Source organism: Frondihabitans sp. PhB188 (assembly GCF_003752365.1).
GTDB lineage: Bacteria > Actinomycetota > Actinomycetes > Actinomycetales > Microbacteriaceae > Frondihabitans.
In genome coordinates, this window is record NZ_RJUO01000001.1 from 829,622 (window position 1) to 855,899 (window position 26,278).

The window sequence follows — 26,278 nt, forward strand, 5'->3', positions numbered from 1 at the left end:
TACGTCAATGCAGCCAGGAGAGGCGGTGCAGCGGCGAGGGGCCGTGCGCCTCGAGACCGGCGTAGTGGGCCGCCGAGCCGTAGCCCTTGTTCGCCGTCCACGAGTAGCCCGGGTGGACGTCGTCGTAGCCGATCATGAGCCGGTCGCGGTGCACCTTGGCGATCACCGACGCGGCGGCGACGGACGCGCAGTCGCGGTCGGCTTTGATGCGAGTGACGATGCGCGGCGGCGTCAGGAGCGCCGGCGTGAGGTAGTCGTGGCTCCCGTCCAGCACGACGACCGAGTCGAGGATCCCGACGCCGAGCCCGTGGAGCTGCGCCAGAGCCCGCCTGCCCGCCAGACCGAGGGCGGCGATGATGCCGACGGAGTCGACCTCGGCCGCCTCGGCCAGGCCGACCGCCGACGCCTCGCACCACTGGGCGGCGAGGGGCGCCATCGCCTCCCGGCGCTTCTCGCTGAGCATCTTGCTGTCGCGCAGGCCCTCGGGGTGCGGCCCGCAGGTGATGCGCACAGCGCTGATGCCGACGGCGACCGGACCGGCGATGGCCCCGCGACCCACCTCGTCGCAGCCGAGCACCCAGACGGCGCCGTCGTCGTGCAGCTCGCGCTCGAAGTCGAGCGTCGGATCGGCGACCGGGGTCACTTGGTGCTCGAGTCCGTTCCGCGGAACACGTCGGGGTAGTCGTCGAGCCAGGTCCAGCGGCTCAGGGGCCACGTGATGATGAAGGCGCGGCCGACGACGTCGGACTCCGGCACGAAGCCCTTGGACGGCGTGTTCGTCTGAAGGCGGCTGTCGGCCGAGTTGTAGCGGTTGTCGCCCTCGACCCAGAGCGAGCCGGCGGGGACGGTCACCGAGAAGTCCTTCTCGGACTCGCGGGAGATGCCGGCGGGGAGCTTCGTGTACGGCTCGTCGAGGGGCACGCCGTTGACGGTCATCTGACCGAAGTCGTTGCAGCAGGCCACCTTGTCGCCGGGCAGGCCGATGACGCGCTTGACGAGGTGGTCGTCGCTGTCCTGCGTGCCGAGGCCGACCTGGGTCAGGAACCACTGGAAGCCGTCGACCACGGGGTTGCCGGTCGTCGACGAGACCTGGTCGCTCGTCGAGAGCCACCCGCCCGGGTCTTTGAAGACGATGATGTCGCCGCGCTTCAGCGGGACGACGTTCGGGACGAGCTCGTTGACGATGATGCGGTCGTTGATCTGGAGCGTGTTCTCCATGGACGCCGACGGGATGTAGAACGAGCGGACCAGGAAGGTCTTGATCAGGAACGAGATCAGGAGGGCCGCGAGAAAGATGATGACGATGTCGCGAAGGAAGCGGCCCATGCCGCCCGGACGCCTGACGGTCTCGCCGCCCTCGCCGTCGGGAGCACGGCGTCGCCCGCGGACGGGCGACGATCCGTCGGCGGTCTGCATCTGCAGCCCCCGCCGCAGGCTGCGCATGAACGTGCTGTTATCTGTCATAAATCACCGAACTCCCCGCCCAAATGTACTGGACGGGGAGCTCGAAGTTCGGCAAAGCGCTGAACGACTAGTTGTCGCGCTTCTCCTTGATCTTGGCCTTCTTGCCGCGCAGCTCGCGCAGGTAGTAGAGCTTCGCGCGGCGCACGGCACCACGGCTGACGAGCTCGATGTGGTCGATGACCGGGGAGTGCACGGGGAAGGTGCGCTCGACGCCGACCTGGAAGCTGACCTTGCGGACCGTGAAGGTCTCGCGGACGCTGTCGCCCTGGCGGCCGATGACGACGCCCTGGAACACCTGGACACGCGAGCGCGTGCCCTCGATGATGTTCACGTGGACCTTGACGGTGTCGCCGGCACGGAAGTCGGGGACATCGCTGCGAAGCGACGCTGCATCCAGACTCTGGAGGATGTGGCTCATGATGGTTCGCTCTCTCGGGCCGCCACAGGTCGACCGCGGTTTAGGGTCCCGGCGCACGGTGATCGTGCGGGAACGCTTCGTGGAGGATCGTGCCTCGTGATGGCCGACTCCCCTGTGGCAGAGTCGTGCGCGGGCACAAACGCCTATTGTGCCACAGACCGCGGTCCCGGCGCCAGGTGACACCGTGGCCTCGAGGTCGCCGCCGCCCCAGGGACGCCGATGCCTCAGGAGTGCGGGCCGACCGTCACCGTGCGGTCGGGGTCGAGCGCTGCGGTGGTCGAGACGAACCCCTGACGGAGCGCGCGCACGGAGCGACGCACGCTGACGGCGATCAGGACGGCGAGGGCGACCACGGTGAGCATGATCGCCGCGGCCGCCAGCACGCTCGACAGCGGCGACGCCCCGGCGCCGGCGAAGACGGTGAACGCCGAAGCGGCGGTGCGCCCGGCCGCGGAGTCGACGAGGAAGAAACCGGCGGCGAGCTGACCGATCCAGGCCACGGCGAGCAGCCCGGAATCGCTCCAGGAGACAGAGCGGGTGCGGCGATTGGTGCCGCGAAGGGTGACCAGAGCCGTCGCGACGGCCTGGCCGACGAACAGGACGGGCACGAACAGGAGCTGGGCGAAGAACTGGAAGCCGAGGGGCGCCCCGAAGAAGCCGCGCCCGAACAGCACCCACAGCGGCAACGCGAAAGCCGCGATCCACGACACGCGATACAGCACTCTGCGAAGCCTCATGCAGTGGAGCCTAGGCACCGACGGTGAAGAATGACTGCATGATCGATCTACGCACCCCGGGAGAAATCGAAGCGATGAGGCCCGCCGGGCGGTTCGTCGCGTCCGTTCTGGAGGCCACCCGGGTGGCAGCTGTCCCCGGAGCCAATCTCCTCGAGATTGACGCTCTCGCGCACCGCATGATCCGGGACGCCGGGGCGGAGAGCTGCTATGTCGACTATCACCCGTCGTTCGGCGCCAGCCCGTTCGGCAAGGTCATCTGCACCTCCGTCAACGACGCCGTGCTGCACGGGCTCCCCCATGACTACGCCCTGCAGACGGGCGACCTCCTCAGCCTCGACTTCGCCGCCAGAGTCGACGGCTGGGTCTCGGACAGCGCCGTGAGCCTCGTGGTGGGCGGTGAGGGTTCACCCGAGGATGCCGCGCTCATCGCGACGGTCGAGGAGGCGCTGGTCCGAGGGGTCGCCGCCGCCCAGCCCGGCGGCCGGCTCGGCGACATCAGCGCCGCGATCGGCGAGGTCGCCCACGCCGCGGGTTACTCGGTCAACCTGCAGTTCGGCGGCCACGGAGTCGGGACCGAGATGCACGGAGACCCGCACGTGCCCAACGACGGTCGAGCCGGCCGTGGCTTCCCGCTCCGCCCGGGCCTGGTCATCGCGATCGAGCCGTGGCTGATGCAGTCGACCGACGAGATCTACACCGACGCCGACGGCTGGACGCTCCGCAGCGTCGACGGCTCGCGCACGGCGCACGTCGAGCACACCGTGGCCATCACCGCCGACGGTCCCCTGGTGCTGACTGCCCGCTAGGAGGCGGCGCCGCCAGGCGACCGGCGAATCCGTCGCTCCGAGGTCACGCCTCGGCGTCGGGAAGCAGGTCGGGCCGCACCCGGCGCGTGCGCTCCACCTGCTGCTCGTGGCGCCACGTCGCGATAGCCCCGTGATTCCCGCTGAGCAGGATCAGCGGAACCTCGTGCCCCCGCCAGACGGCCGGCTTGGTGTAGCTCGGGTACTCGAGCAGGCCGCCCTCGTGGCTCTCCTCCGTGAGGCTCTCCGGGTTGCCGACGACACCCGGCACGAGTCGCCCGATGGCCTCGATCATTGCCATGGCCGCGACCTCGCCGCCGTTCAGAACGTAGTCGCCGAGGCTGACCTCGCGGACCGTCACACCCGGCCTGGTCGCCGCGTGGTCGATGACGCGCTGGTCGATGCCCTCGTAGCGCCCGCACGTGAAGACGAGACGAGGCGCGAGCGCGAGCTCGCGGGCCTGCGCCTGCGTGAACGGCGTGCCCGCCGGCGACGGCACGACCACCACGGTGCCCTCGGGCGTTCCGTCGAGGATCGCGTCGAGCGCCTCGCCCCAGGGCTCCGGCTTCATCACCATGCCGGCACCGCCGCCGTAGGGCGTGTCGTCGACGGTGCGATGCCGGTCGTGAGTGTGGTCGCGCAGATCGTGGACCTGCACGTCGAGGAGCCTCTGCTGCCGGGCCCTGCCGAGCAGCGAGACGTCGAGCACGCCGAAGAACTCGGGGAAGATCGAGACGATGTCGATGCGCACCGAAGGCCTACTCGGACGTCTCGTCAGGCTTCGGGTCACGAGCCGCGGGCGCAGGAACTGCCGTCGCGGGCACCTCTGCATCGGCAGGCTCGTCGTCGTCGAGGCTCTCGAACAGGCCGAGCGGAGGCGTCACGGTGACCGTGCCCGCCGCGAGATCGACGCTCGGGACGATCGCGGAGACGAACGGCACGAGCACCTCGCCCGAAGGTGTGTCGACGGCCAGGAGGTCCTGGGCCGGGAGGTGGTCGACGCGGGCGATGGTGCCGACCTCGGATCCGTCGCGGACGACGGAGAGGCCGATCAGCTGGTGGTCGAACCACGCATCGGGCTCGTCGCTGACCTCGACGCCCTCGTGCTCGACCCAGAGGATCGCCTTCACGAGCGTCTCGGCCGCGGTGCGGTCGTCGACGCCGACGAAGAAGCCGACAGGGTGCGAGTTGTACCAGCGGAGTTCGACGAGCTCGAGGGTCTTGCCGTGCCAGGGTGAGTCGTTCGGCACCTGCAGGGCGAAGACGGCCCCGGGGACGAATCGCTTCTTGGGAGCGTCGGTGTAGAGCTCGACCTTGAGAGCGCCTTTGAGGCCGTGGGCCTTGGTCAGACGGCCGACGCGGAGCCGCGTCTGGCCGTCGCCAGGAGTGGAGCTGTCGGACACCGAATCAGAAATCGGTGTCGACGACATCGACGCGGACACGCTTGCCGTCGGCGATCGCCGTGACAAGGGTGCGCAGCGCCTTGGCGGTGCGCCCGGAGCGTCCGATGACGCGTCCGAGGTCTTCAGGGTGGACCCGGACCTCGAGCACGTCGCCGCGCTGCGAGGTCTTCGAGACCACCTGCACCTCGTCCGGGTGATCGACGATCCCCCGGACGAGGTGTTCGAGTGCAGGTGCGAGCACTGACTACGCCTCGGTCGACTCGTCGGCAGCGGCGTCGTCGGCAGCGGGAGCCTCGGCAGCGGGCGCCTCGGCGACCTTCTCCGTCTTGGGCTTGAGGACGGGCTTCTTCTTCTCGTCGGCGACGAAGGCCTCCTTGGGGGCCTTGGTCTTGACGGTCGAGACGGCGTCCTTGTCGCCCTTGAACTGACCCCAGTCGCCGGTCAGCTTCAGGAGGGCGGCGACCTGCTCGGTCGGCTGAGCGCCGACGCCGAGCCAGTACTGGGCGCGAGCCGAGTCGACCTCGATGACCGAGGGCTCTTCGGTGGGGTGGTACTTGCCGATCTCTTCGATCACGCGGCCGTCGCGCTTGGTGCGCGAGTCGGCGACGACGATGCGGTAGTACGGGGCGCGAATCTTACCGAGACGCTTGAGGCGGATCTTGACGGACACAATTCTCCTGTGGCAGTGATTTGAGGCGAGTTGCTAGCCGTGAGCGTGGGGGCACACTCGGCTCGAAAGCTCTAAGGGGTCATGCGTGCCACCTGATTAGAGGGTCGGGTGGCCGCTGACTCGACCTCTCATTGTTGCAGACCGGTGCCCATTCAGCCAATCATCCGCTGGCCCGTGTCGGGATCGATGCCCTCGTCCCTCAAGATCCGGTCGATCGCGTCCGCTGCGTCCGCCGGCCTCCGGCTCGCACGCCGCCGTGGCCACAGCGCCTCCGCCGGTTCGAATGCTCCCGTGTATCCTCCGCCCTCTCGTCTCGCCCAAGCGGCGCGGAGTCCGGCCACGGCCGCCTCGAGGCGGCCGATGGCGTCGTCGTCCAGGCGGTAGAGGCGCTGCGGCCAGGCGTCGCGGACTCGAACGAATCCGGCGCCGTGCAAGATCTTGAGGTGCTTGCTGACCGCGGGCCACCCGACTCCGAACACGTGCTGCACCCTCTCGGCGAGGTACAACGACGCGCACTCCTCCGATGCCAGGACAGCGAGCAGATACCGGCGAACCGGGTGCCCCATGACGTCGAATGCGTTCGCGGCATCGACGAGCCACGGCGCGGGCGGCGCCTCAGGAGTCGCAGGAGTGAGCGGCATGCGTCGATTCTTCCTCGAGGTGACTCTGCCCGACGGCTGTCCACACGAATCCAGCCCCCCGAAGCCCCTGTGGAGAACCGTCGCCGCTCGCACACGCATCGCCCGGCCCTGCCGGTTCCCCTCCGGAAGACTTTCCCCGCGCGTGAATTCACGCCCAGGGAAAGCGGTCGAAAAGGAAACCCCGGGGGGTAGGCGGGCGGCTGGGGAGCCCGCGTCAGGGGGCGATGGCGCGCGACGCGGACAGCCCCTCGGAGGTCGCCCTGACGGCGTCGACGGCGCGGGCGTCGAGGGCGCCGCCGATGACGGTGTGCTCGATGGCGGCCGCCGCGAGTTCCTGCGCCAGGGACGAGACGGATTCTTGGCCGGCGCAGACGATCACCGTGTCGGCCGGGATGGCGGTGACCCGGCCGGCGTCGTCGACGACGTCGAGGAAGCCCGGGCGGATCTCGCGGTAGTCGACGTGGTCGACGAAGCGCACGCCGGCGGAGCGGAGGCGGCCGACGGCGACCCAGCGGGAGGTGACGCCGATGCCGCTGCCGAATCTGCCGGAGCGCGACACGAGGGTCACGTCGGCGCCGGGGCGGGGCGGGTGCGGGCGGAGCGCGGGGCGGCGCTGCGGGCGGTCGGACTCCGCGGATCCTGCGCGGGGTAGGCCGTGGTCGGCCACGAACGACGCCGCGCGGTCGGCCTCGCGGCCGGACTCGACGAGGAAGGCGGCTGTGTCGACGCCGATGCCTCCGGAGCCGATGAGCGCGACGGTGCCGCCGGGCACGCCGTGGCGGAGCGCCTGCTCGTAGGTGAGGACGTGCGGCAGGTCGACTCCGGGCACGTCGATGCGGCGCGGCTCGACGCCGGTGGCGACGACGACATGGTCGAAGCCCGCAAGATCGGCGGCGGTGACGCGGCGTCCGACGTGGACAGCCGCGCCGAGGGCCAGGAGGGCGGAGTGCCAGGCCTGGACGGGGCCGGCGTAGTCCTCCTTGCCGGGGATGGTCGCGGCGAGGTCGAACTGACCGCCGAGCGCGTCGCGGGCCTCGAAGACGGTGACCGGATTGCCGCGCTTGGCCAGGTCTACGGCGGCGGCGAGGCCGGCGGGGCCGGCTCCGACGACGGCGACGCTGCGGCGGACTGCCGAGGGCACGGTCGGGAACTCGAGCTCGCGGGCGGCGCGCGGGTTGACGAGGCAGGAGACCGGCCTGCCGAAGAGGGAGCGGTCGATGCAGGCCTGGTTGCAGCCGATGCAGGTCGTGACCGCCGCGAAGTCTCCCGCCGTGCTCTTGGCGACGATGTCGGGGTCGGCCAGGAACGGGCGGGCCATCGCGACGGCGTCGATGAGCCCGCCGGCGAGGACGTCTTCGGCGTCGCGGAGGTCGGTGAGGCGGTTGCTCGCGATGACGGCGACGTCGGGGCGGGTCGAGGCGCGGACGACGCCGGCGATCCGCCGGGCGAAGGGCACCCAGACGCCGTGCGGCACGGCGGACTGGACGGTGGGGACGCGCGACTCGTGCCAGCCGACGCCGATGCTGATCGCGTCGGCACCGGACTCGACGAGGTCGCGGACCAGGGCGTCGACGTCGCCGGGAGTCGACGAGCCGGGCATCAGGTCGTCGCCTGAGACGCGGACGCTGACGGGGATCCCCGCCTGGCGGACCGCGCGCAGAACCTCGACGGCGAATCGACGCCGGCGCTGGGCGTCTCCGCCCCACGCGTCGTCGCGCAGGTTGGTGAGCGGCGAGCAGAACTGGTTGATCAGGTAGCCCTCGGAGGCCATGATCTCGACGGCGTCGAATCCAGCGGCGGCGGCGGAGGACGCGGCACGGCCGAACGAGGCAATGGTCGCGAGGACGCCGGCCTCGTCGAGCTCGAGCGGAACGGCTCCGCGGGCGCCGCGCCACGCTACGGCCGAGGGCGCGACGGCCTGCTGGGGGCGGCCCGACTCGTCGAGGAGGCCATGCGTGAGCGCGTAGCGGCCGGCGTGGAACAGCTGCGCGGCGACGAGTCCGCCAGCGTCGTGGACGGCGGCCACCGCCGTGCGGAGCCGCTCGTCGGCGGCCGGGTCGCCGAGCATCGCGTAGTCGTCGCCGCCGCGGCCCGCATGATCGACGGCCAGGCCGCCGGTGATGATGAGGCCCGCACCGCCTTCGACGCGCTCCCGGTAGAACTGCGCGAGCGCCGCTCCCCCGTCGTCGCGGACCTCGAGGCCGGTGTGCATGCTGCCCATGACGACGCGGTGCGGCACCTCGAGCGGTCCGAGGCGCCACGGCCGCATGGTCAGCGGGAGCGTCTGCGCGTTAGGAGACGTCGGAGGCACCCAGCACCGCGTCCCGTAGCGGACTCGTCGTGTCGACCCAGAACGGCGGGGCGATCACGGTCAGGCCGCCGTCGACCGACAGGGTCTGGCCCGTGATGTAGCCGGCCTTCTCGGAGAGCAGGAAGTCGACCGCGTCGGCGACATCGTCGGCAGTGCCCTTGCGCTGCAGCGGGATCTTCTCGACCACGCTCTCGATCGGCGCCATGCCGGGCACCGAGTTGTAGAAGTAGTCGAGCGAGTCGGTGTCGATGAGCCCGCCGTTGACGGCGTTGACCGTGATGCCGCGAGGGCCGAACTCTGTCGCCATGAACTTCACGTACGCCTCGACCGCGGCCTTGGCAGCGCCGAGGGACGCGTAGGTCGGGAACGCGCGGAGCGATCCGTAGCTCGTGATGGCCACGATGCGGCCGCCGTTCGGCATCAGGGCCTCGGCCGCCTGCGCACCCAGGACGAACGAGCGGATGTTCGTCGCGTAGTTGCGGTCGAGGTGGTGCAGCTTCAGCTCGGAGACCGGCTTGAAGGCCGACGCCGCCGCGCTGGCGATGAACATGTCGAGCTTGCCGTAGGTCGTCTCGACGAGCTCGAAGACCGCCTCGATCGACTCGGGCTGCTCGACGTCCAGCTGCGCCGTGATGCCGTCGGCACCGAGCGCGCGGATCTCCGCGAGCGTGCCCTCGGCCATCTCGGCGTTCTTCTTGTAGGTCACGACGACGTCGACGCCGCGGCTCGCCAGCTTGAGGGCGAGCACCTTGCCGATGCCGCGCGAGGCCCCGGTGATCAGAGCGACAGGACGGGTGGGGGTTTCGGAAGCCAACTTCGGCCTTTCGTAGGAACTCTGGATGGTGATCAGTACGAGACGGCGCCGGTCACGACGGCGCGCCCCACGATGAGCTTCTGGATCTCGTTGGTGCCCTCCTCGAAGCGCTGCGCGCGAGCGTCGCGGTACACGCGCTCGATCTTGTTGCGCTTCCAGTAGCCCTGCCCGCCGTGGACCTGCAGCGCCTTGTCGGTGACGCGCGCGAGCATGTCGACCGCGACCATCTTCGATGCGCTCGACAGGACTCCGGCGTCGGGACGGCCGTCTTCGTAGGCCTTCGCCGCCTCGATGACGAGAGCGCGGGCGGCGGCGATGTCGGCGTAGTTCTCGGCGAGGTAGAACTGGATCGCCTGGCGGCTCGACAGCTTCTTGCCGAACGTCTCTCGCCGGTCGGCGTACTCGACGGCGAGCTGCTGGGCGCGCTCGGCGAGGCCGACTGCGCTCATCGCCACGGACACGCGGCTGGGCAGGAGGAAGCCGCCGAGGGCGACCTTGAGGCCGTCGCCCTGCTCGCCGAGGAGCGCTCCGGCCGGGACCGGCGTCTCGGTGAAGCGGAGGATCGCGTGGTCGGTGCCGCGGATGCCCATGGTCTCGGAGTCGTCGATGACCTCGGCGCCGGCGAGACCCGTGTTGGGCATGAGGAAGGCGACGAAGCCGTCTTTCTCGGACGACCCCTCGATGCGCGCGGCGATGAGCCAGTAGTCGCATTTCACGCCGAAGGTGATGAGGTGCTTCTCGCCGTTGAGGTACCAGGTGTCGCCCTCGAGGCGGGCCGTGGTGCGGAGATCCTGGCCGGTGCCGGCGGTGGCCTCGGTCAGGGTGAACGCGACGAGCTTGGTGCCGGCGATCGAGGGCTTGACGACCTCCTCCATCTGCTCCGGGGTCGCGAACGGGACCATGGCGCGCCAGGTGCCGTTGATGACGTGGACGAGCATGCGGATCGACGCGTGCGACCGCGACACGATCTCCATCAGCTCGAGGTAGCGCGAGAACGGGATGCCGCGTCCGCCCAGCTCGACCGGCGCCGCGAGGCTGAGGTACCCGCGGTCGCGGAGCTCGGGCAGCAGGCGGTCCGGCACCTGGCCGGTGGCCTCGATCTCGTCGGCGAAGTCTTCGCCCGGCCCCTCCACCCAGGCGGTGATGTCGGCTTTGATCGCCTGGAACTCGGCCTCGTCGAAGGCGGCAGGCGTCGTGATGGTCATGGTCATTAGCTGTTCTCCTTGAGGGGCGTTTCCGCGGCGACCAGGTCGGCAGCCCGCTCGCGGAGGATGTTCTTCTGAACCTTGCCGACGGCGTTGCGAGGTATCTCGTCGATGAACTCGAGGCGCTCCGGCCAGTAGTACTTCGAGACGCCGGCGTCGCCGAGGTACTTCTGCATCGTGTCGAACGGGAGTTCCTGCCCCGATCTGGCGGGGACCACGAAGGCGCACGCGCGCTCGCCGAGACGCGGGTCGGGCATGGCCACGATCGCGGCGTCGGACACCATCGGGTGCTGGTACAGCAGATTCTCGATCTCGACGACCGGGATCTTCTCGCCACCGCGGTTGATCACGTCTTTCACGCGGCCGGTGATGTGGAGGAAGCCCTTGTCGTCGATCTTCGCGAGATCGCCGGTGCGGTACCAGCCGTCGGACGTGAAGACGTCGTCGGTGAGGTCGGGGCGGTCGAGGTAGCCGCCGAACATCGTCGGCGAGTGCAGCTCGTAGTTGCCCTCCGAGCCGTTCGGGAGCTCGACGCCCTCGTCGTCGACGATGCGGAGGCGGATGCCGGGCAGCGGCTTGCCGTCGCTCCCCCACGCGTCGGCCGGCGCGTCGAACGGTGTCGACAGCGCGCCCAGGCAGGTCTCGGAGGTTCCGAAGGCGCCGAGCACGCTCGTCTCGAGGACGGTCGTGGCCTTCTCGGCGAGGGCGCGAGGCACTGCGGCGCCGGTCGCCACGAAGATGCGCAGGCTCTCGGGCTGGGCGACCCCGCCCTCGACGGCGGCCACGAGGTCGGTGAGGAACGGCGTGGCGCACTGCACGAAGGAGGCCCTCGACGCGTGGAAGGCCTGGTCGAGGGCGACCTGGGCGTCCCAGACGGGCTGGATGACGCTCGCGACTCCGAGGCGCCAGGAGAGCAGCATGCCGTACAGGAAGCCGGTCTGGTGAGCGAGCGGCGACGGGATGTAGATGCGGTCGCTCTCGTTCAGCCCGAGGTGCGCGACCTCCATCGCGGTCGCGAGGCCCAGAGTGCGGTGCGGGTGCTGGACGCCCTTCGGCTCGCCGGTCGTGCCGGAGGTGAACAGGAGCTGGCAGGTGTCGTCGGGGCTCGGTGCGAGCTGGCGAATGCGGTCGACGTCGGCGGTGACGGCGCCGAGGGCGATGTCGTAGTAGCGCCAGTTCCACTCGGAGGCCTGCACCGCGGCGGCCGCCGCCGCGGGGATGGGCGTGAACTCGCTGCGCCCGCCGCCGTGGCCTCGGAACTCGGAGCGGATCACGACGACGTGCTCGACCGACAGGCGGCGCTTCTGAGCGCGGGCCTCGTCGACGACCTCGAGCAGCTCGATGGCCGGGCGACGACGACGGAACAGGTTGGGCAGGAAGACGACGCGGGCCCTGGAGCGGGCCAGGGTCATCGTGGTCTCACGCGGGCCGAAGACCGGCATGATCGGCGTGGCAACGGCGCCGATCTGCACCGTGCCCAGCGTGATCGCGACGAACTCCTTCCAGTTCGGCAGCTGCATCGCGACCGACTCGCCCTTCTCGACGCCCAGCTCGATCAGCAGCTGCGAGACCTTGTCGGCCTCGTCTTGCAGCTCGCGCCAGGTGGTCGTGACCGGGGCGACGCCGCCGACCTCGATCACCGCGGCCTCGTCCGGGTGCGTCTCGGCAAGACGGCGGACCTTCTCGCTGAGCACCAGCGGGTCGGCGTCGACGCCCTGCAGCTCGAGCGGGGCCTCCTGGAGCGCGGCCTCCTCGGTCAGGCTGTCGCGCTCGAAATCGACGTTCTCGCTGGTCTCGAGGCTCTTCGGGTCGCCCATGTCGAGGTCGAGGCCGATCGACGTCATGGCCTCGAGGAAGGTCGGATACGAGATGCGGTAGGCGCGCGGATAGGTGAGGGTCGACGGACCGGCGGCGCGGGTCGCTGCGATCGCCAGCGACATGAGCACGCGGTGGTCGTTGAACGACGAGAGCGGAGCGCCGACGAGCGGCTTGGTCGCCCCAGTGACGCGCAGCTCGTCGTGCGTCTGGTCGGCGGTGCCGCCCAGCGTGTTCAGCTGCAGCATGGCCGAGACGCGGTCGCTCTCCTTGAGGCGGATGTGACCCACGTTGCGGAACGTCGAGGTGCCGTCGGCGAAGGTGGCCATCGTCGACAGGATCGGCAGCAGGTCGGGGATCGGCTGGCAGTCGATGTCGATGGCCTTCAGCGGCGAGCCGTCGCTGGTGATCCGCACGAACCCGGTGGCCTCGTCGATCGTGAACGGCACGCCCATCGAGGCGGCGATGTCCAAGAACTCCGACTCGGGGTGGTCGGTCTCGGCCGTGGTCGTCGCGGTAAGACCGCGGAACAGGACGTCGGAGGGGTGGATCGCTGCGGCGGCGATGCCGAAGGCGGCCGAGCCGATGTCGGCGGGGATCGTGTAGTCGTGCGGCGTCGCCGTCTGGTTGCCCCTGATGCGGAAGGTCAGCCAGTCGTCGTCGTGCTCGACCTCCAAGCCCCAGAGCCGCATCATGCGGATGGTCAGGTCGACGTAGGGCTGCTCGTTGAGCGTGCCGCCGGTGACGTGGATGACGGTGTCGTCCTCGGCGAACGGCGCGAGGAGCAGGAGCCCCGAGATCCACTGGCTCAGCGTGCCGGCGATCGAGACCTCGCCGCCGCCGGGGCGCACGGGCTCCACGTGGACCGGCGGGCGGTCCTGGTCGGCCTCGAGCCGCACCCCCATCTGCTGGAGCGAGTCGAGAAGCGCCTTGATCGGGCGGCGCCGGAAGTACTTCATTCCCGTGAGGGTCATCGGCTGGTCGGCGAGCGACGCGAGGCCGACCATGAAGTAGAGCGTCGTGCCCGAGGAGCCCATGTTGAGCAGGCCCTCGGCGCCCTTGGAGCCGTGGTCGACCACGTCGGTGGCCCGGTACGGGCCGCCCTCGACGACGTAGGTGTTGCCCGTGATCGTGATCGTCGTGCCGAGGGCACGCAGCGTGCCGACGGTCCACTCGACCTGGCGGGTGGTCGACACGCCGGTGATGACGCTGCGGCCCGGGGCGAGCGAGGCGAGCACGAGCGCGCGGTGCGCGTGATACTTCGACACGGGCACCTCGAGTTCCCCTTCGAGACGTGTGGTGGTTCCGCGCACGACCAACTGCATCGCTGTACTCCTTCTGCTGCGTGAGTCGGGACGCGTCGTTGGAGAGAACCTCTACCCAGTGTCGGTCCCAACCCACAACGTTAGACCTTCCACGCGCCAGCAGAGGGTCACCGGCGGCCCTCACCGCATGCGTCGTCAAAAGTCGTTACACACCCTGCAAGATTTGGGCGTGAACTTCGGAGGATGCCCACTTGCCGACTCCGCGCCCGCTCTCGGGCTGGCAGGATTGGCGCATGAATGGACCGCAGCCCATCCCGTTCGCGTCGAGCGAGCAGTCGACGCTGGGCCTCGAGTGGGAGCTGGCGCTGGTCGACTCCGCGACGGGCGAGCTGGCGCCGCACGCTCCGGCGATCCTGCCGTCGCTCGAGTACCTGAACGCCGACGGCGACAGGGTCACCAAGGAGCTCCTGACGAACACGGTCGAGGTGGTCACCGGCGTGCACCACCGCGTCGCCGACGCACTCGCCGACCTGTCCGGCACCATCGACCTCGTGCGCGAGCGGGCCGCGATCCTCGGCGCCGACCTGATGTGCGCTGGGACGCACCCCTACAGCCAGTGGTACCAGCAGCAGATCACCCCCGACAGCGAGCGGTACGAGACGCTCATCGACCGCACGCGCTGGTGGGGACGCCAGATGATGATCTGGGGCGTGCACGCGCACGTCGGGATCGCCGACCAGCGCAAGGTGCTGCCGATCATGAACGCGCTGCTGGCCTACCTGCCGCACTTCCAGGTGCTGACGGCGTCGAGCCCGTTCTGGGCCGGCGACGCGACCGGGTACGCCTCGAACCGGGCGATGATGTTCCAGCAGCTGCCGACGGCGGGCCTCCCGCCGCAGTTCGAGACCTGGGCCGAGTACGAGGCTATGGTCGGCGATCTGGTGCACACCGGCGTGATCGACGACAACTCCGAGCTGCGCTGGGACCTCCGCCCGTCGCCGAAGTGGGGCACGCTCGAGATCCGCGTCTTCGACGGCATCTCGACGGTGGCCGAGGTCGGCGCCGTGGCAGCCCTGGCCCAGTGCCTGGTCGACGACTTCGCGGCCCGGCTCGACCGCGGCGAGGAGCTCCCGCGCCTGCAGCCGTGGTTCGTGCGCGAGAACAAGTGGCGCGCGGCCCGCTACGGCATGGAGGCGATCATCATCCAGAACGCCGACGGCGACGAGCGGCTGGTCACCGACGACACCCTCGACGTGCTGGAGCGACTAGCGCCGACGGCCGACAAGCTCGACTGCGCGCAGGAACTCGCCGGCGTCCGAGCGATCATCGAGAACGGCGCGTCATACCAGCGCCAGCTCCAGGTCGCCTCCCGGCACGACGGCTCCCTGCGCGAGGTGGTGGCCTCGCTCGTCGCCGAGCTCCGCGACGGCCTGCCGGGCGCCTAGCGCCGCCCGGAGCCCCGGCCTAGCGGCCGAGGAACTTCTGCAGGCTGGCGAGCTCCTCCTGCGTGGGGGCCTTGTCGCCCTTCTTGCCGCCGAGGCCGAAGCCCCCGCCGGTCGGAGCAGCCGGAGCCGCCTTCTCGCCATTGGCGAGTCGGGCGTTCTCGGCGGCCCGCTTGGCGGGGTTGCCCGCCTTCGAGCCCTTCTTCTTCGCGACCTGCTTGCGGCCGCCGCCGAAGCCGGCGCCGGGGATCGGGCCCATGCCCGGAACCTGCGGCACCCCGCCCTTGGCCACGGTCTTCATCATCTTCGCGGCCTGCTCGAAGCGGTTGACGAGCTGGTTCACCTCGGTGACCGTCGATCCGGCACCGCGGGCGATGCGCAGGCGGCGAGACCCGTTGAGCAGCTTGGAGTTGGCCCGCTCGGCCTTGGTCATCGACTGGATGATCGCCTCGGTGCGCACGATCTCGCGCTCGTCGAAGTTGTCGAGCTGCTCCCGCATGCCCTTGGCGCCGGGGAGCATGCTCAGCATGCCCTTGATCGAGCCCATGTTGCGCAGCTGCTGCATCTGCTTGAGGAAGTCGTCGAGCGTGAAGCTGTCGGTGGCGAACTTCTCGGCCATCTCGAGCGCCTCGGCCTCGTCGAAGGCGCCCTGCGCCTGCTCGATGAGGGTGAGGATGTCGCCGAGGTCGAGGATCCGCGACGCCATGCGGTCGGGGTGGAACGGCTCGAAGTCGTCGAGGCCCTCGCCGGTCGACGCGAACATGATCGGGCGACCCGTGACGTGGGCGACGCTGAGCGCGGCACCGCCGCGCGCGTCGCCGTCGAGCTTGGTCAGCACGACGCCGGTGAAGTCGACGCCGTCCTGGAACGCCTTCGCCGTGACGACGGCGTCCTGGCCGATCATCGCGTCGATGACGAACAGCACCTCGTCGGGGTCGACGGCCTTCCGGATGTTGGCGGCCTGCTTCATCATGTCGGCGTCGACGCCGAGACGGCCGGCGGTGTCGACGATGACCACGTCGTAGAGCTTGTCGGCGGCGAACCTCACACCGTTCTTCGCGACCTTGACCGGGTCGCCGACGCCGTTGCCGGGCTCGGGGGCGAAGACCGGGACGCCAGCCTGCTCGCCCACGACCTGGAGCTGCGTGACGGCGTTGGGGCGCTGGAGGTCGGAGGCGACGAGGACGGGCGTGTGGCCCTCCTTCTTCAACCACTTCGCCAGCTTGCCCGCGAGGGTCGTCTTGCCCGCGCCCTGGAGGCCGGCGAGCATGATGACCGTCGGCGGCTTCTTCGCGAACTCGAGGCGTCGCTGCTGGCCGCCGAGGATCTCGACGAGCTCCTCGTTAACGATCTGGACGACCTGCTGCGCCGGGTTCAGCGCCTTGTTGACCTCGTCGCCGAGGGCGCGCTCGCGGATCGCGGCCGTGAACGACTTGACGACGTCGAGCGCGACGTCGGCGTCGAGCAGGGCGCGGCGGATCTCGCGGACGGTCCCGTCGACGTCGGCGGGGCTGAGCTTGCCCTTGCCGCGGAGGTTCTTGAGGGTTTCCGCGAGGCGGTCGGAGAGTGATCCAAAGGTTGCCATTGTGGATCGATCTTAACTCAGACTCAGCCGATGAGGTTCTGGACGAACACGTGGGGCGTGAAACCGGTCAGGTCGTTGATCCCCTCCCCCTGCCCGACGAGCTTGATCGGGATGCCCGTCTGCTCCTGCACCGCCAGCACGAACCCGCCGCGCGCCGAGCCGTCGAGCTTGGTGAGCACGAGCCCGGTCACGCCGGCGTGCTGGATGAACGCCTCGGCCTGCGCCAGGCCGTTCTGCCCGGTCGTCGCGTCGAGCACGAGCAGCACCTCGGCGATCTCGGTCTGCTTCTCGACGACGCGCTTGATCTTGCCGAGCTCGTCCATGAGCCCCGCCTTGGTCTGGAGGCGACCGGCCGTGTCGATGATGACGATCTCGATGCTCTCGCGCATGGCCTTCTCGACCGTCTGGAACGCGACGGACGCGGGATCCTGCCCCTGCTGCTGGGGCTTCACGATCTGCACGCCGGCGCGCTCGGCCCAGGTGCCGAGCTGCTCGACCGCCGCCGCACGGAAGGTGTCGGCCGCCCCGACGACGACGGTGCGGTCGAAATTGCGCAGGAACTTGGCGAACTTGCCGATCGTGGTGGTCTTGCCGACGCCGTTGACGCCGACCACCAGCACCACCGCCGGGCGGTTCGAGAGCTTCAGCGTGGAGTCGAGCTTCGACAGGCGCTCCTCGAGGTTCTCGCGCAGCATGCGCCGGAGGTCGGCGGGGTCGGTCGTGTTGTACCGGGCCACCTGCTCGCGGAGGTGCTCGGTGATCTGCTCGGTGACGTCGGGGCCGAAGTCGGCGCCGATGAGGGAGGTCTCGAGGTCGTCCCACGTCGTGTCGTCGATCGTCTTGCGACTGAAGACGCCGCGGAGGGCACCGGAGAGGGACCAGGGATTTGCCATGCCTGCAACATTAGCCGGGAGCTTGCGAACGGCTTTCGCCGTCGCGTAGCGTTGTCGTCATTGAAGGGGAGTATTCCCAACGCAGCGGTGTCGTCAATACGTTCCAGAAAGACCTGGTTCCGTACCGCTGGTCCTGGCACTTGTGTAGGGGCGTTAGAGACCTTCAGTGAACAGCCCTGCCATAAAGCGACCGGTGAAACGGCGTGCAGGGCCCAACACTGAAGGAACATCGTGGAAACCTCATTCCTCGTCTGGGCGATCACCATCGCCGGCATCCTCGGCCTCCTGGTCTTCGACTTCTACAGTCACGTCAAGACGCCGCACGAGCCGACCATCAAGGAGTCGGCGTTCTGGTCGGTCGTCTACATCTCGATCGCGATCCTGTTCGGCGTCGGCATCGGCGTCATCGCTGGCTGGGAGCCGGGCGGCGAGTACTTCGCCGGCTGGATCACCGAGAAGGCGCTCAGCGTCGACAACCTGTTCGTCTTCCTGATCATCATGACCGCGTTCGCGGTCCCGCGGATCTACCAGCAGAAGGTGCTGCTCGTCGGCATCGCGATCGCCCTGCTCTCGCGCGGCGTGTTCATCGCGCTGGGCGTCGTCATCATCGAGAACTTCTCGTGGGTCTTCTACCTGTTCGGCATCCTGCTGTTCTGGCTGGCCTGGAGCCAGGTCAAGCCCGGCGAGGAAGACCACTCCGGTGACGCCGACAGCCGCCTGATCCGCACCCTCCGCCGCATCATCCCGACCAGCAAGGACTACGTCGAGGACCGCCTCACCACGAAGGTGGACGGAAAGCGCCTCTTCACCCCGCTCTTCCTGGTGATGGTCGCGATCGGCCTCACCGACGTGCTGTTCGCGCTCGACTCGATCCCCGCGATCTTCGGCCTGACGCAGGACCCGTACATCGTGTTCACCGCGAACGCGTTCTCGCTGCTGGGCCTGCGCCAGCTGTACTTCCTCATCTCGGGCCTGCTCGAGAAGCTCGTCTACCTGGCCCAGGGTCTCGGCGTGATCCTCGCCTTCATCGGCGTGAAGCTCCTCCTGCACGCTCTGCACGTGAACGAAGTACCCTTTATCAATGGCGGTCGGTCCGTCGAATGGGCCCCCGAGATCCCCATCTGGTTCTCGCTCGGGTTCATCCTGCTCACGATCCTCGTCGCTACCGTCCTCAGCCTGCGCAAGTCGGCTGCGGACGCGAAGAAGAAAGACGAGGTCGCTGCGTCCTAGTCGACGCACCCTGAGGGCCGGCCCCGCATCCAGCGTTGGAGTACCAGCGATGGTGTCGAGGGCCGGCCCGGCCCTCGTCCCCCGCGCGCTCCGCGCGCATCGACGAGAAGAAGACTGAAGAAGACATGCGCCTCGAACTGATCCGCCACGGACAGACCGACTGGAACCTCAACGACCAGCTGCAGGGCTCCAGCGACATCCCCCTGAACGAGACGGGTCGCGCCCAGGCGCACGCAGCGGCCGAGCTCCTGGCCCCCTACGACTGGGCCGCCATCGTGTCATCGCCCCTCGGGCGCGCCCGGGAGACCGCGCGGATCATCGCCGGCGACCTCGGCATCGAGCTCGGCGACGCCTACCCGGAGCTGATCGAGCGCGACTACGCCTCGCGCGAGGGCACCATCACCGAGACGAAGATCCCGGACGAGCCCAACGCCGACTTCCCCGACATCGAGCCGCGCGAGTCGGTCGCGCGGCGCGGCCTCGGCGCCCTCGAGGACATCCGCGACACGCGCCTCCCCCTCGACGGCGACGACAGCAACATCGTCGTCGTGTGCCACGGAACGATCATCCGGTTCACCCTGTCGGCGATCCTCGGCTATGAGGTCGGCCACATCCACAACGCCGCGGCGAACACGGTCGAGTGGGCCGACGGCGAGTGGCGCGTGCTGACGGTGAACGGCGAGCCGGTCGGGGTGGCCGCGTAGAGGTCGGCGAGTTCCTGCGCCCTCGATTCTGACGAGTCGGGGGCGCTTCCGCGTCTACGCGCGCGTGTGCGGGGCGGGCGGCGCCCAGGCTGCCGGGACCGCCGACGGGGCCGATACCGGAAGCGGCGGAGCGGTCGGCGGGCCCGCGTGGCGGCCCGGAGGCGGACCGGGCGGCAGGGGCGAGCCGCCGGAGGGCGGCGGCGCGAGCCACCAGACGACGCGGAGGTGGAACGCGTGACGAGCCCGGCGAGCCACCTTAATCCAGACGAGGCCCGTGCCGACGATCACGCCGGGATACACCAGCAGGACGACGACGATCGCCAGGAGGTACTGCGCCGGGCCGGTGACGACCTGGAGGGTGCCGGCGGCGCCGTCCCAGAGGCCGTGGGCGAGCGAGACGCCGAGGTAGGCGACCAGCACGATCGGGCGGAAGCAGAACCTCCCGCCCCTCGACGCTGAGAACAGGGCCGCCGCGAACAGCGCCGTGTAGAGCGGGTGCAGGAAGGGCGTCAGGATGCCGCGGGTCGGCACGAGCACCAGTGCCGCCAGGATCGGGGTGAGGTGCAGCTGCGCGGGCGGGCTCTGATAGAAGCTCACGGCGTAGGCGAGGTCTTCGAGCGCGGCGAAGCCGAGGCCGACCGCGCCGCCGAGGAAGAGGCCGTTGCGCATGCTCTTGTCGCGGAGCTTCCACGACACCGCCATGACGGCGAGGATCTTCGCGAGCTCCTCGGAGATGCCGGCGAGCCAGAGGACGGTGAGGCCGGGGTGGGCTCCCCCGCCGGTCGCCTTGTTCAGGAGCGAGTCGAACGAGGATCCGAGGGCGACGGCGATGAGGCCGCCGAGGCCGAAGGCGAGCAGCAGGCGCGGCATCCCGATGGTGTCGCGCGGCACGAAGCGGTACGCCATCGTGTAGATGAACGCGGCCGCGACGGTGACAGAGCCGACCAGGAGGCCGACCGTGATCGCGGCGCCGTTCTCGAGCAGGAGGCCGCCGACCAGGATCAGGAAGAGGAAGAACACGGTGCCGCCCGCGGCGATCCACAGGCCTCCCCAGCGGCCGAGCCACTTCTTCGCCGGGATCTCCGACTCAAGCCAGAGGGGCGGGGGCCAGTTCGCGCGCATCCTCCGAGGCTACGCGGGGCTCGTCGGGCAGGCCTGACCCAGTTCGGGGCTGGGCGCCCTGACCCGGTTCGGGGCTAGGCGGTCTGGGCTTCGGCCTCGGCGCCGCGCTCATGAGGATTGACCACGCGCTGGCCGATCACCGCCGAGACGCCGTCCTGGCGCATCGAGACGCCGTAGAGGGCGTCGGCAATCTCCATCGTGCGCTTCTGGTGCGTGATCACGATGAGCTGCGACGATTCGCGCAGGTCGCGGAAGATGGTGAGCAGACGGCCGAGGTTGGCGTCGTCGAGCGCCGCCTCGACCTCGTCCATGATGTAGAACGGCGACGGGCGCGCCTTGAAGATGGCGATGAGCAGCGCGACCGCGGCAAGCGACCGCTCGCCGCCCGAGAGCAGCGAGAGCCGCTCGATCTTCTTGCCGGCGGGCTTGACCGTGACCTCGATGCCGGTCTCGAGGAGGTTCTCGGGGTCGGTGAGGTGGATCGAGCCGCTGCCGCCCGGGAAGAGGATCGGGAACACCCGGTTGAACGCCTCGCGCGTGTCGTCGAAGGCGCTGCCGAAGATCACCTGCATCTTCTCGTCGATCTCGTCGATGATCGTCAGGAGGTCCTTCCTGGTCGAGGTGAGGTCGGTGAGCTGATCCGTCAGAAACTTGTGGCGCTGCTCGAGAGCGGCGAACTCCTCGAGCGCCAAGGGGTTGACGCGTCCGAGCTGAGCCAGGGTCCGCTCGGCCGCCGCCAGGCGCTTCTTCTGCTCGTCGCGGACGTACGCGACCGGCTCGTCGCCCTCGGCAGTGCCCGGCACCGGCACCTCGGGGCCATACTCGTCGATCAGGACCGACTCCACGAGGCCGAGCTCGGAGCCGGCGCGCTCGAGCAGGCTCGACAGGTGCAGCTTCTTCTCGTAGATCTCCATCTCGAGCCCGTGCACGCTCTCGGTGACAGTGTGGAGGCGGTCACGGAGGGCGCGCTCGTCGCGGCGCAGGGCCGCGAGCTCGTCGTTCTGCCCCGACCGCTCGGCCTCGCGCAGCGCCAGCACCCGACGAGCCTCGGCGACGGAGCGGTCGACGGCGTCGAGCACGGCGGGCAGCGCGTCGAGCACGGCCGTCGTCGCGGCCATCTGACGCTGGCGCACCACCGTCTGGCGGGCGTGCTCCTCGGCGGCGGCCCGCTGCTCTTCGAGCTGGCGCTGCAGCTCGTTCGCGCGTGACACCTCGGCACGGACACGCTCGCGGATGGTCTCGAGCTGGATCCGCTTCTCGATCTCGACGCCGCGCGCGTTCTCGACCTCGGCGAGGACCCCGTCGCGCGCCGAGACGTCGAGGATCGGGCGCGGCCTCGAGCCGTACTCCTCGAGCGCGCTCGTCGCCTGGGCCACGACGCGCTCGGCCTGGTGCACCGCCTCGGCCGACGTCGCAAGCGCCGCCGAGAGACGCTCGGCCTCGGCCTCGGCCGCCTCGAGTCGAGCGCGGAGACGCCCGGCGCGCTGGCCGTGGGCCGCGAGGCGGCTCTCGTGCTCGCGAGCGGCCGCCTGGATCTCCTTGGCGGCGGTCCGGGCCTCGGCGAGCTCGCGGCGGGCGTCGTCGAGCTGCGCGGCCGACTTCTCGATCGTCACGCTCACGCCGGTGAGCGCCTCGGCTGCGGCGTCGCGGTCGGCGATGAGCTCCAGTCGCGAGCGTCCTCCTGCCGACCCGCCGCGGACCACGAAGTCGGTGAGCACCTCGCCGGCGCGGGTGATGACGGTCGACGGCGCGTCGCCGCCGAGTGCGAGCACGGCGGCCGCGACTGCGAGGTCGTCGGCGATCACCGTGGTCGCCAGGATCGCCGCGATACCGGCCGGACCGGCCACGACGGAGGTGGCGGCGACCGCGCCGGACGGCAGGTCGAGGTGGAGACCGTCGGTCTCGCGCGACGGCGTCGCGACGACGACCTCGACCCGGCCCAGCTCTTCGTCCGTGACGTGGCGGACGGCCGCCACGGCGTCGTCGAGCGTCTCGGCCAGCACCGCGTCGGCGACCGACCCGAGGGCCGCGGCCACGGCGACCTCGAAGCCGGGCTCGACCTGCACGTGCTCGGCGACCAGACCGGTCACGCCGGGGCGGGCCGCCGCCACGAGAGCGCTGGACGCGTCGTTCTGATCGAGCGCCAGAGACAGGGCGCTGGTGCGGGCGGCGAGGGAGTCGCGCTCGCGCTCCGCGCCGTGGAGGACCTCGCGGAGCTCGTCGACCAGGGATTGCGCGGTGGACACCCGCTCGTCGGCTACGGCCTGGAGCGCGGCATGGTCGACGTCGTCGCCGCTGGCCTCGGGCGACTCCTTCTCGAGAGCGGCGAACTCGGCGCGGGAGGTCTCGCGGCGGGCCTCGGACGCCTCGAGCGCGTTCGTCTGGCGGAGCTGCTCGCCGCGCACGGCGGCCAGCTTCGAGCGCGCGACCTCGACGGCCGCACCGAGGCGAGAGACCTCGAGGTCGTGCTCGGACACCAGAGCGCTCTGGGCGGCGATCTCGTCGTCGAGCGAGTCGAGCGAGGCCCGCGTCGTCGCGACATCCGCCGCGGCCCTAGCCACGGCGAGCTCGGCCTCCGCGACACCCGCCTGCAGGTGCTCCGACTCATCGCGCGCGTCGGCGACCATGCCTGCGGACACCGTCGTGGCCACACCCGGAGAGTCGGCCTGCTGGGCGAGCATCGTCAGCTTCTGGTTGGCGAGGCTCGACAGGCTGCGGAGGCGCTCCTGCACCGACTCGAGGCCGAACGCCACCCGGCGGGCCTCGTCGACCGCGTCGCCCACCATCGCCTGCTCGAGGCGCTGCTCGCGGATCTTGTTCTGGTCGAGCTGCTCCTGCAGCACGATGCGCTCGCTCTTGCGCTCGTTCTCGCTCGCCGACTGCGTCGTCAGGACGGTGCGGAGGCCGACGACCTCGTCGGCCAGCAGACGGGCGCGGGCGTCGCGGACGATCGAGGCGATCCCCTGCGCCTCGCGGGCGATCTCGGCCTGGCGACCCAACGGCTTCAGCTGGCGCCGGATCTCGCCGGCGAGGTCGCTCAGACGCGTGAGGTTGGTCTGCATCGCCTCGAGCTTGCGGATCGTCTTCTCTTTGCGGCGACGGTGCTTCAGGATGCCGGCAGCCTCCTCGATGAAGCCGCGGCGCTCCTCGGGGGTGGCGCGCAGCACGGCGTCGAGCTGGCCCTGCCCGACGATGACGTGCATCTCGCGACCCAGGCCGGAGTCGCTCAGGAGTTCCTGCACATCGAGCAGTCGACAGTTGTCGCCGTTGATCGCGTACTCGCTGCCGCCGTTGCGGAAGAGCGTGCGGCTGATCGTCACCTCGGTGTAGTCGATGGGGAGCGCGCCGTCGCTGTTGTCGATGGTCAGGATCACCTGCGCGCGGCCCAACGGCCCGCGGGTGGAGGTGCCGGCGAAGATGACGTCCTCCATCTTGCCGCCGCGGAGGGTCTTGACGCCCTGCTCCCCCATCACCCAGGCGAGCGCATCGACGACGTTGCTCTTGCCCGAGCCGTTCGGCCCCACGACGCAGGTGACCCCGGGCTCGAACGCGAAGGTGGTCGGCTGGGCGAACGACTTGAAGCCCTTGAGGGTGAGGCTCTTGAGGTACACCGGGGCTCCCCTCTGGTCGGCGCCCGCGCGGCCCTGCGCCGTGCGATCCCCCTAGGGTAGCGGCGTGGCGCGGTTCGTCCTGCTTGCTGACCCGCCGCGGCGGCGGGAACCTGCAGCTCCGGCGGGGATTCTCTACCGCCGCCGCGGGCTAGTACCGCCGGCGCTGACAGCGCGGGCAGAAGTGGCTGCCGCGGTTCATGAAGGAGACGCGCCGGATGGGGGTGCCGCAGCGGGGGCACGGCTTGCCCTGCTGCCCGTAGGCGTTGAGGCTGTGCGAGAAGTAGCCCGACTGCCCGTTGACGTTGACGTACTGGGCGTCGAAGCTCGTGCCTCCCTCGGCGAGGGCCTTGAACAGCACGTCGCGGATCTCGACGAGCAGCAGCTTCGCCTTGCCGCGCGACAGCGACGACGCCGGCTGATCGAAGTGGAGCTTGGCGGCCCACAGCGACTCGTCGGCATAGATGTTGCCGATGCCGGAGACCAGGGTCTGGTCGAGCAGGGCGCGCTTGATCCCCGAGGCGCGGGCGGCGAGCCGCGTGAAGAAGAGGCCCTCGTCGAACGCCGGGTCGAGGGGGTCGCGGGCGATGTGGGCCACCTGGCGCGGGATGACGGAGAGCCAGGGCGGATCCTGCGCCGGTGACTCCGAGGCGGAGGCCCCCAGCAGGGACGCCCCCGCGAACCCGGAAGCCCGCCCGTCGGCGGTCGGGACGAGCTCGTCGAGCGCCATGGAGCCGAAGATCCTCTGGTCGACGAACGCCAGGCGCTGCGGCCCGAGCGAGGGGTGGTCGAGATCGAGGCGGATCCGCAGCAGACGGTCGTCGGGCGCGTCGCGGTCGCGGAGCAGGACCTGCCCGCTCATTCCGAGGTGGGCGACGAGCGCATGGCTGTCGTCGCCCGTGGCCGACTCGAACGGGAGCCACAGGAACTTGCCGCGCCGCACCGCACCCCGCAGCTCGGCCCCCTCGAGCCGTGCGACGAAGTCGTCGGCGGGGCCCTCGTGGCGGCGCAGGCTGCGCGGCTCGAGCACCTCGACGCGCTCGACGACCGCACCCGCGACGGCGGGCTGGAGGCCGGCACGGACGACCTCGACCTCGGGGAGCTCGGGCACGCGGGTCAGATCTGGTCGGGCGCGACCGGCGGGACGCTGAGCTGAGTCCACGCCTCGAGAGCCGCTGCCATCTCGGCCATCTTCTTGCTGCTCCCGGTACCGGCGGCGATCTCGTCTTTGCCGAGGCGCACGATCGCGTGGAACCGCTTGTCGTGGTCGGGACCGGAGTCGGTGATGAGGTAGTTGGGCATGCCGCGACCCTGGGCGGAGGCGAGCTCCTGCAGGCTCGTCTTCGGGTCCATCGCGGCGCCGAAGCGGTCGGGGTCGGCCAGCAGCGGGGCGATGAGGCGCATCACGAGGCCGGTCGCGGCGGCGGCCCCGGCGTCGAGGTAGGTGGCGCCGATGATGGCCTCGACGGTGTCGGCGAGGATCGAGTGCTTCTCGCGCCCGCCGGTCATCTCTTCGCCGCGGCCGAGCAGGAGGTACCGGCCGAGGCCGATGTGCGCAGCCACCTCGGCCAGCGCCACCGTCGAGACCAGGCTCGCGCGGCGCTTAGCGAGGTCGCCCTCGTCGAGGTGGGGGTTCTCGCGGAACAGCATCACCGTGACGGCCTGCCCGAGGATCGAGTCGCCGAGGAACTCGAGGCGCTCGTTGTTGCCGATCCCGCCGTGTTCGTACGCGTACGAGCGGTGGGTCAGCGCGAGCTCGAGCAGCTCGGGGGTGACGGCGACGTCGAGGAAGTTAACCAGATCAGCCCGATCAGGCACTGGTGCGTGATCGGGCTGACTCATGGAAGCCAAGCTTAGTCGACTCGAATTGTCTGAGAAGAACTCAGATGTCGGCGACCTTGCGGCCCTTGTACTCCATGTACAGGGCGGTGCCGGCGGAGTCTTCGACAACCTTCGCGCGGTGCGGGAGGCTGTAGACGGTCTTGCCGCCTTCGATGGTCTTCACGAGAGTGGCGGGCGTGGCCTTCCACTGCGAACGGCGGGCGTGCGTGTTGGCGCGCGACTGCTTCCTCTTGGGAACTGCCATGACTGTCTCTTCTCTGTGTTGGTCGGATGTGGTTCGCCGTGGCACAGGATTGTGCCGGGCGC

24 protein-coding genes are annotated in these 26,278 nt (G+C 70.1%); 4 read left to right on the top strand and 20 right to left on the bottom strand.

What is annotated here, in order from left to right; genetic code table 11:
- Positions 1-4: 4 nt before the first annotated feature.
- The 4 genes from EDF46_RS03895 to EDF46_RS03910 form a co-directional block, all read right to left on the bottom strand.
- Entirely contained in the window at positions 5-643 is a 639-nt protein-coding gene (locus tag EDF46_RS03895; protein ID WP_123504932.1) for a ribonuclease HII, read from the bottom strand.
- Positions 640-1,464 carry a signal peptidase I gene (gene lepB, locus EDF46_RS03900; RefSeq protein ID WP_370454054.1) on the bottom strand — a complete coding sequence of 275 codons (825 nt, stop codon included), beginning with the start codon at positions 1,462-1,464 and terminating at the stop codon, positions 640-642. Before lepB ends, EDF46_RS03895 begins: the two co-directional genes overlap by 4 nt.
- Positions 1,465-1,531: 67 nt before the next feature.
- The gene (gene rplS / locus EDF46_RS03905; RefSeq protein ID WP_123504933.1) at positions 1,532-1,882 is read right to left on the bottom strand and encodes a 50S ribosomal protein L19; all 351 of its coding nucleotides are present in this window, start codon (positions 1,880-1,882) and stop codon (positions 1,532-1,534) included.
- Between the two features lie 224 nt (positions 1,883-2,106).
- A complete protein-coding gene (locus EDF46_RS03910) occupies positions 2,107-2,619 on the bottom strand; it encodes a hypothetical protein (RefSeq protein ID WP_148061130.1) in 513 nt (170 codons plus the stop codon).
- Between the two features lie 38 nt (positions 2,620-2,657).
- Between EDF46_RS03910 and map the strand changes: the two genes are divergently transcribed.
- Positions 2,658-3,425 (top strand): type I methionyl aminopeptidase, encoded by a 768-nt coding sequence (map, locus tag EDF46_RS03915; RefSeq protein WP_123504935.1) that lies wholly within the window; start codon positions 2,658-2,660, stop codon positions 3,423-3,425.
- 43 nt (positions 3,426-3,468) lie between these two features.
- Here the strand turns inward: map and trmD are convergent, their stop codons facing one another.
- The 9 genes from trmD to aroA form a co-directional block, all read right to left on the bottom strand.
- The gene (gene trmD, locus EDF46_RS03920; RefSeq protein WP_123504936.1) at positions 3,469-4,173 is read right to left on the bottom strand and encodes a tRNA (guanosine(37)-N1)-methyltransferase TrmD; all 705 of its coding nucleotides are present in this window, start codon (positions 4,171-4,173) and stop codon (positions 3,469-3,471) included.
- A gap of 7 nt (positions 4,174-4,180) precedes the next feature.
- Positions 4,181-4,852 (bottom strand): ribosome maturation factor RimM, encoded by a 672-nt coding sequence (rimM, locus tag EDF46_RS03925; protein ID WP_123505190.1) that lies wholly within the window; start codon positions 4,850-4,852, stop codon positions 4,181-4,183.
- Complete coding sequence (locus EDF46_RS03930) at positions 4,830-5,066, bottom strand: RNA-binding protein (RefSeq protein WP_123504937.1); 237 nt, start codon at positions 5,064-5,066, stop codon at positions 4,830-4,832. The genes rimM and EDF46_RS03930 overlap by 23 nt, the downstream gene beginning before the upstream one ends.
- Positions 5,067-5,069: 3 nt before the next feature.
- Positions 5,070-5,495: a 30S ribosomal protein S16 gene (rpsP, locus tag EDF46_RS03935; protein WP_123504938.1), complete on the bottom strand. Its 426-nt coding sequence runs from the start codon at positions 5,493-5,495 to the stop codon at positions 5,070-5,072.
- Positions 5,496-5,647: 152 nt separating this feature from the next.
- Positions 5,648-6,136, bottom strand: a complete 489-nt coding sequence (locus EDF46_RS03940; protein ID WP_123504939.1) for a helix-turn-helix transcriptional regulator — start codon at positions 6,134-6,136, stop codon at positions 5,648-5,650.
- Positions 6,137-6,350: 214 nt separating this feature from the next.
- The gene (locus EDF46_RS03945) at positions 6,351-8,447 is read right to left on the bottom strand and encodes an FAD-dependent oxidoreductase (protein WP_199738182.1); all 2,097 of its coding nucleotides are present in this window, start codon (positions 8,445-8,447) and stop codon (positions 6,351-6,353) included.
- Positions 8,428-9,261, bottom strand: coding sequence for an SDR family oxidoreductase (locus EDF46_RS03950; protein WP_123504941.1), 834 nt, complete (start codon positions 9,259-9,261; stop codon positions 8,428-8,430). The genes EDF46_RS03945 and EDF46_RS03950 overlap by 20 nt, the downstream gene beginning before the upstream one ends.
- A gap of 32 nt (positions 9,262-9,293) precedes the next feature.
- Positions 9,294-10,472, bottom strand: coding sequence for an acyl-CoA dehydrogenase family protein (locus EDF46_RS03955; RefSeq protein WP_199738183.1), 1,179 nt, complete (start codon positions 10,470-10,472; stop codon positions 9,294-9,296).
- Entirely contained in the window at positions 10,472-13,606 is a 3,135-nt protein-coding gene (gene aroA / locus EDF46_RS03960) for a 3-phosphoshikimate 1-carboxyvinyltransferase (protein ID WP_123504942.1), read from the bottom strand. The genes EDF46_RS03955 and aroA overlap by 1 nt, the downstream gene beginning before the upstream one ends.
- A gap of 233 nt (positions 13,607-13,839) precedes the next feature.
- On the opposite strand from aroA, the gene EDF46_RS03965 reads away from it, so the two are divergent.
- Complete coding sequence (locus EDF46_RS03965) at positions 13,840-14,991, top strand: glutamate--cysteine ligase (RefSeq protein ID WP_123504943.1); 1,152 nt, start codon at positions 13,840-13,842, stop codon at positions 14,989-14,991.
- A 19-nt stretch (positions 14,992-15,010) separates the two neighbouring features.
- On the opposite strand, the gene ffh is transcribed toward EDF46_RS03965, so the two are convergent.
- Both ffh and ftsY read right to left on the bottom strand, forming a co-directional pair.
- Complete coding sequence (ffh, locus tag EDF46_RS03970) at positions 15,011-16,573, bottom strand: signal recognition particle protein (RefSeq protein ID WP_123504944.1); 1,563 nt, start codon at positions 16,571-16,573, stop codon at positions 15,011-15,013.
- Between the two features lie 23 nt (positions 16,574-16,596).
- The gene (gene ftsY, locus EDF46_RS03975) at positions 16,597-17,466 is read right to left on the bottom strand and encodes a signal recognition particle-docking protein FtsY (protein ID WP_123504945.1); all 870 of its coding nucleotides are present in this window, start codon (positions 17,464-17,466) and stop codon (positions 16,597-16,599) included.
- A 231-nt stretch (positions 17,467-17,697) separates the two neighbouring features.
- Between ftsY and EDF46_RS03980 the strand changes: the two genes are divergently transcribed.
- Positions 17,698-18,696: a TerC family protein gene (locus EDF46_RS03980; RefSeq protein ID WP_123504946.1), complete on the top strand. Its 999-nt coding sequence runs from the start codon at positions 17,698-17,700 to the stop codon at positions 18,694-18,696.
- A 125-nt stretch (positions 18,697-18,821) separates the two neighbouring features.
- Positions 18,822-19,400, top strand: a complete 579-nt coding sequence (locus EDF46_RS03985) for a histidine phosphatase family protein (RefSeq protein ID WP_123504947.1) — start codon at positions 18,822-18,824, stop codon at positions 19,398-19,400.
- Positions 19,401-19,454: 54 nt separating this feature from the next.
- On the opposite strand, the gene EDF46_RS03990 is transcribed toward EDF46_RS03985, so the two are convergent.
- The 5 genes from EDF46_RS03990 to rpmF form a co-directional block, all read right to left on the bottom strand.
- Complete coding sequence (locus EDF46_RS03990) at positions 19,455-20,522, bottom strand: PrsW family glutamic-type intramembrane protease (protein ID WP_123504948.1); 1,068 nt, start codon at positions 20,520-20,522, stop codon at positions 19,455-19,457.
- A 74-nt stretch (positions 20,523-20,596) separates the two neighbouring features.
- Positions 20,597-24,133, bottom strand: a complete 3,537-nt coding sequence (smc, locus tag EDF46_RS03995; protein ID WP_123504949.1) for a chromosome segregation protein SMC — start codon at positions 24,131-24,133, stop codon at positions 20,597-20,599.
- Between the two features lie 148 nt (positions 24,134-24,281).
- Positions 24,282-25,241, bottom strand: a complete 960-nt coding sequence (gene mutM, locus EDF46_RS04000; RefSeq protein ID WP_123505192.1) for a bifunctional DNA-formamidopyrimidine glycosylase/DNA-(apurinic or apyrimidinic site) lyase — start codon at positions 25,239-25,241, stop codon at positions 24,282-24,284.
- Between the two features lie 5 nt (positions 25,242-25,246).
- Positions 25,247-25,972 carry a ribonuclease III gene (gene rnc / locus EDF46_RS04005; RefSeq protein ID WP_123504950.1) on the bottom strand — a complete coding sequence of 242 codons (726 nt, stop codon included), beginning with the start codon at positions 25,970-25,972 and terminating at the stop codon, positions 25,247-25,249.
- Between the two features lie 40 nt (positions 25,973-26,012).
- Complete coding sequence (gene rpmF, locus EDF46_RS04010; RefSeq protein ID WP_055958861.1) at positions 26,013-26,216, bottom strand: 50S ribosomal protein L32; 204 nt, start codon at positions 26,214-26,216, stop codon at positions 26,013-26,015.
- Positions 26,217-26,278 lie beyond the last annotated feature (62 nt).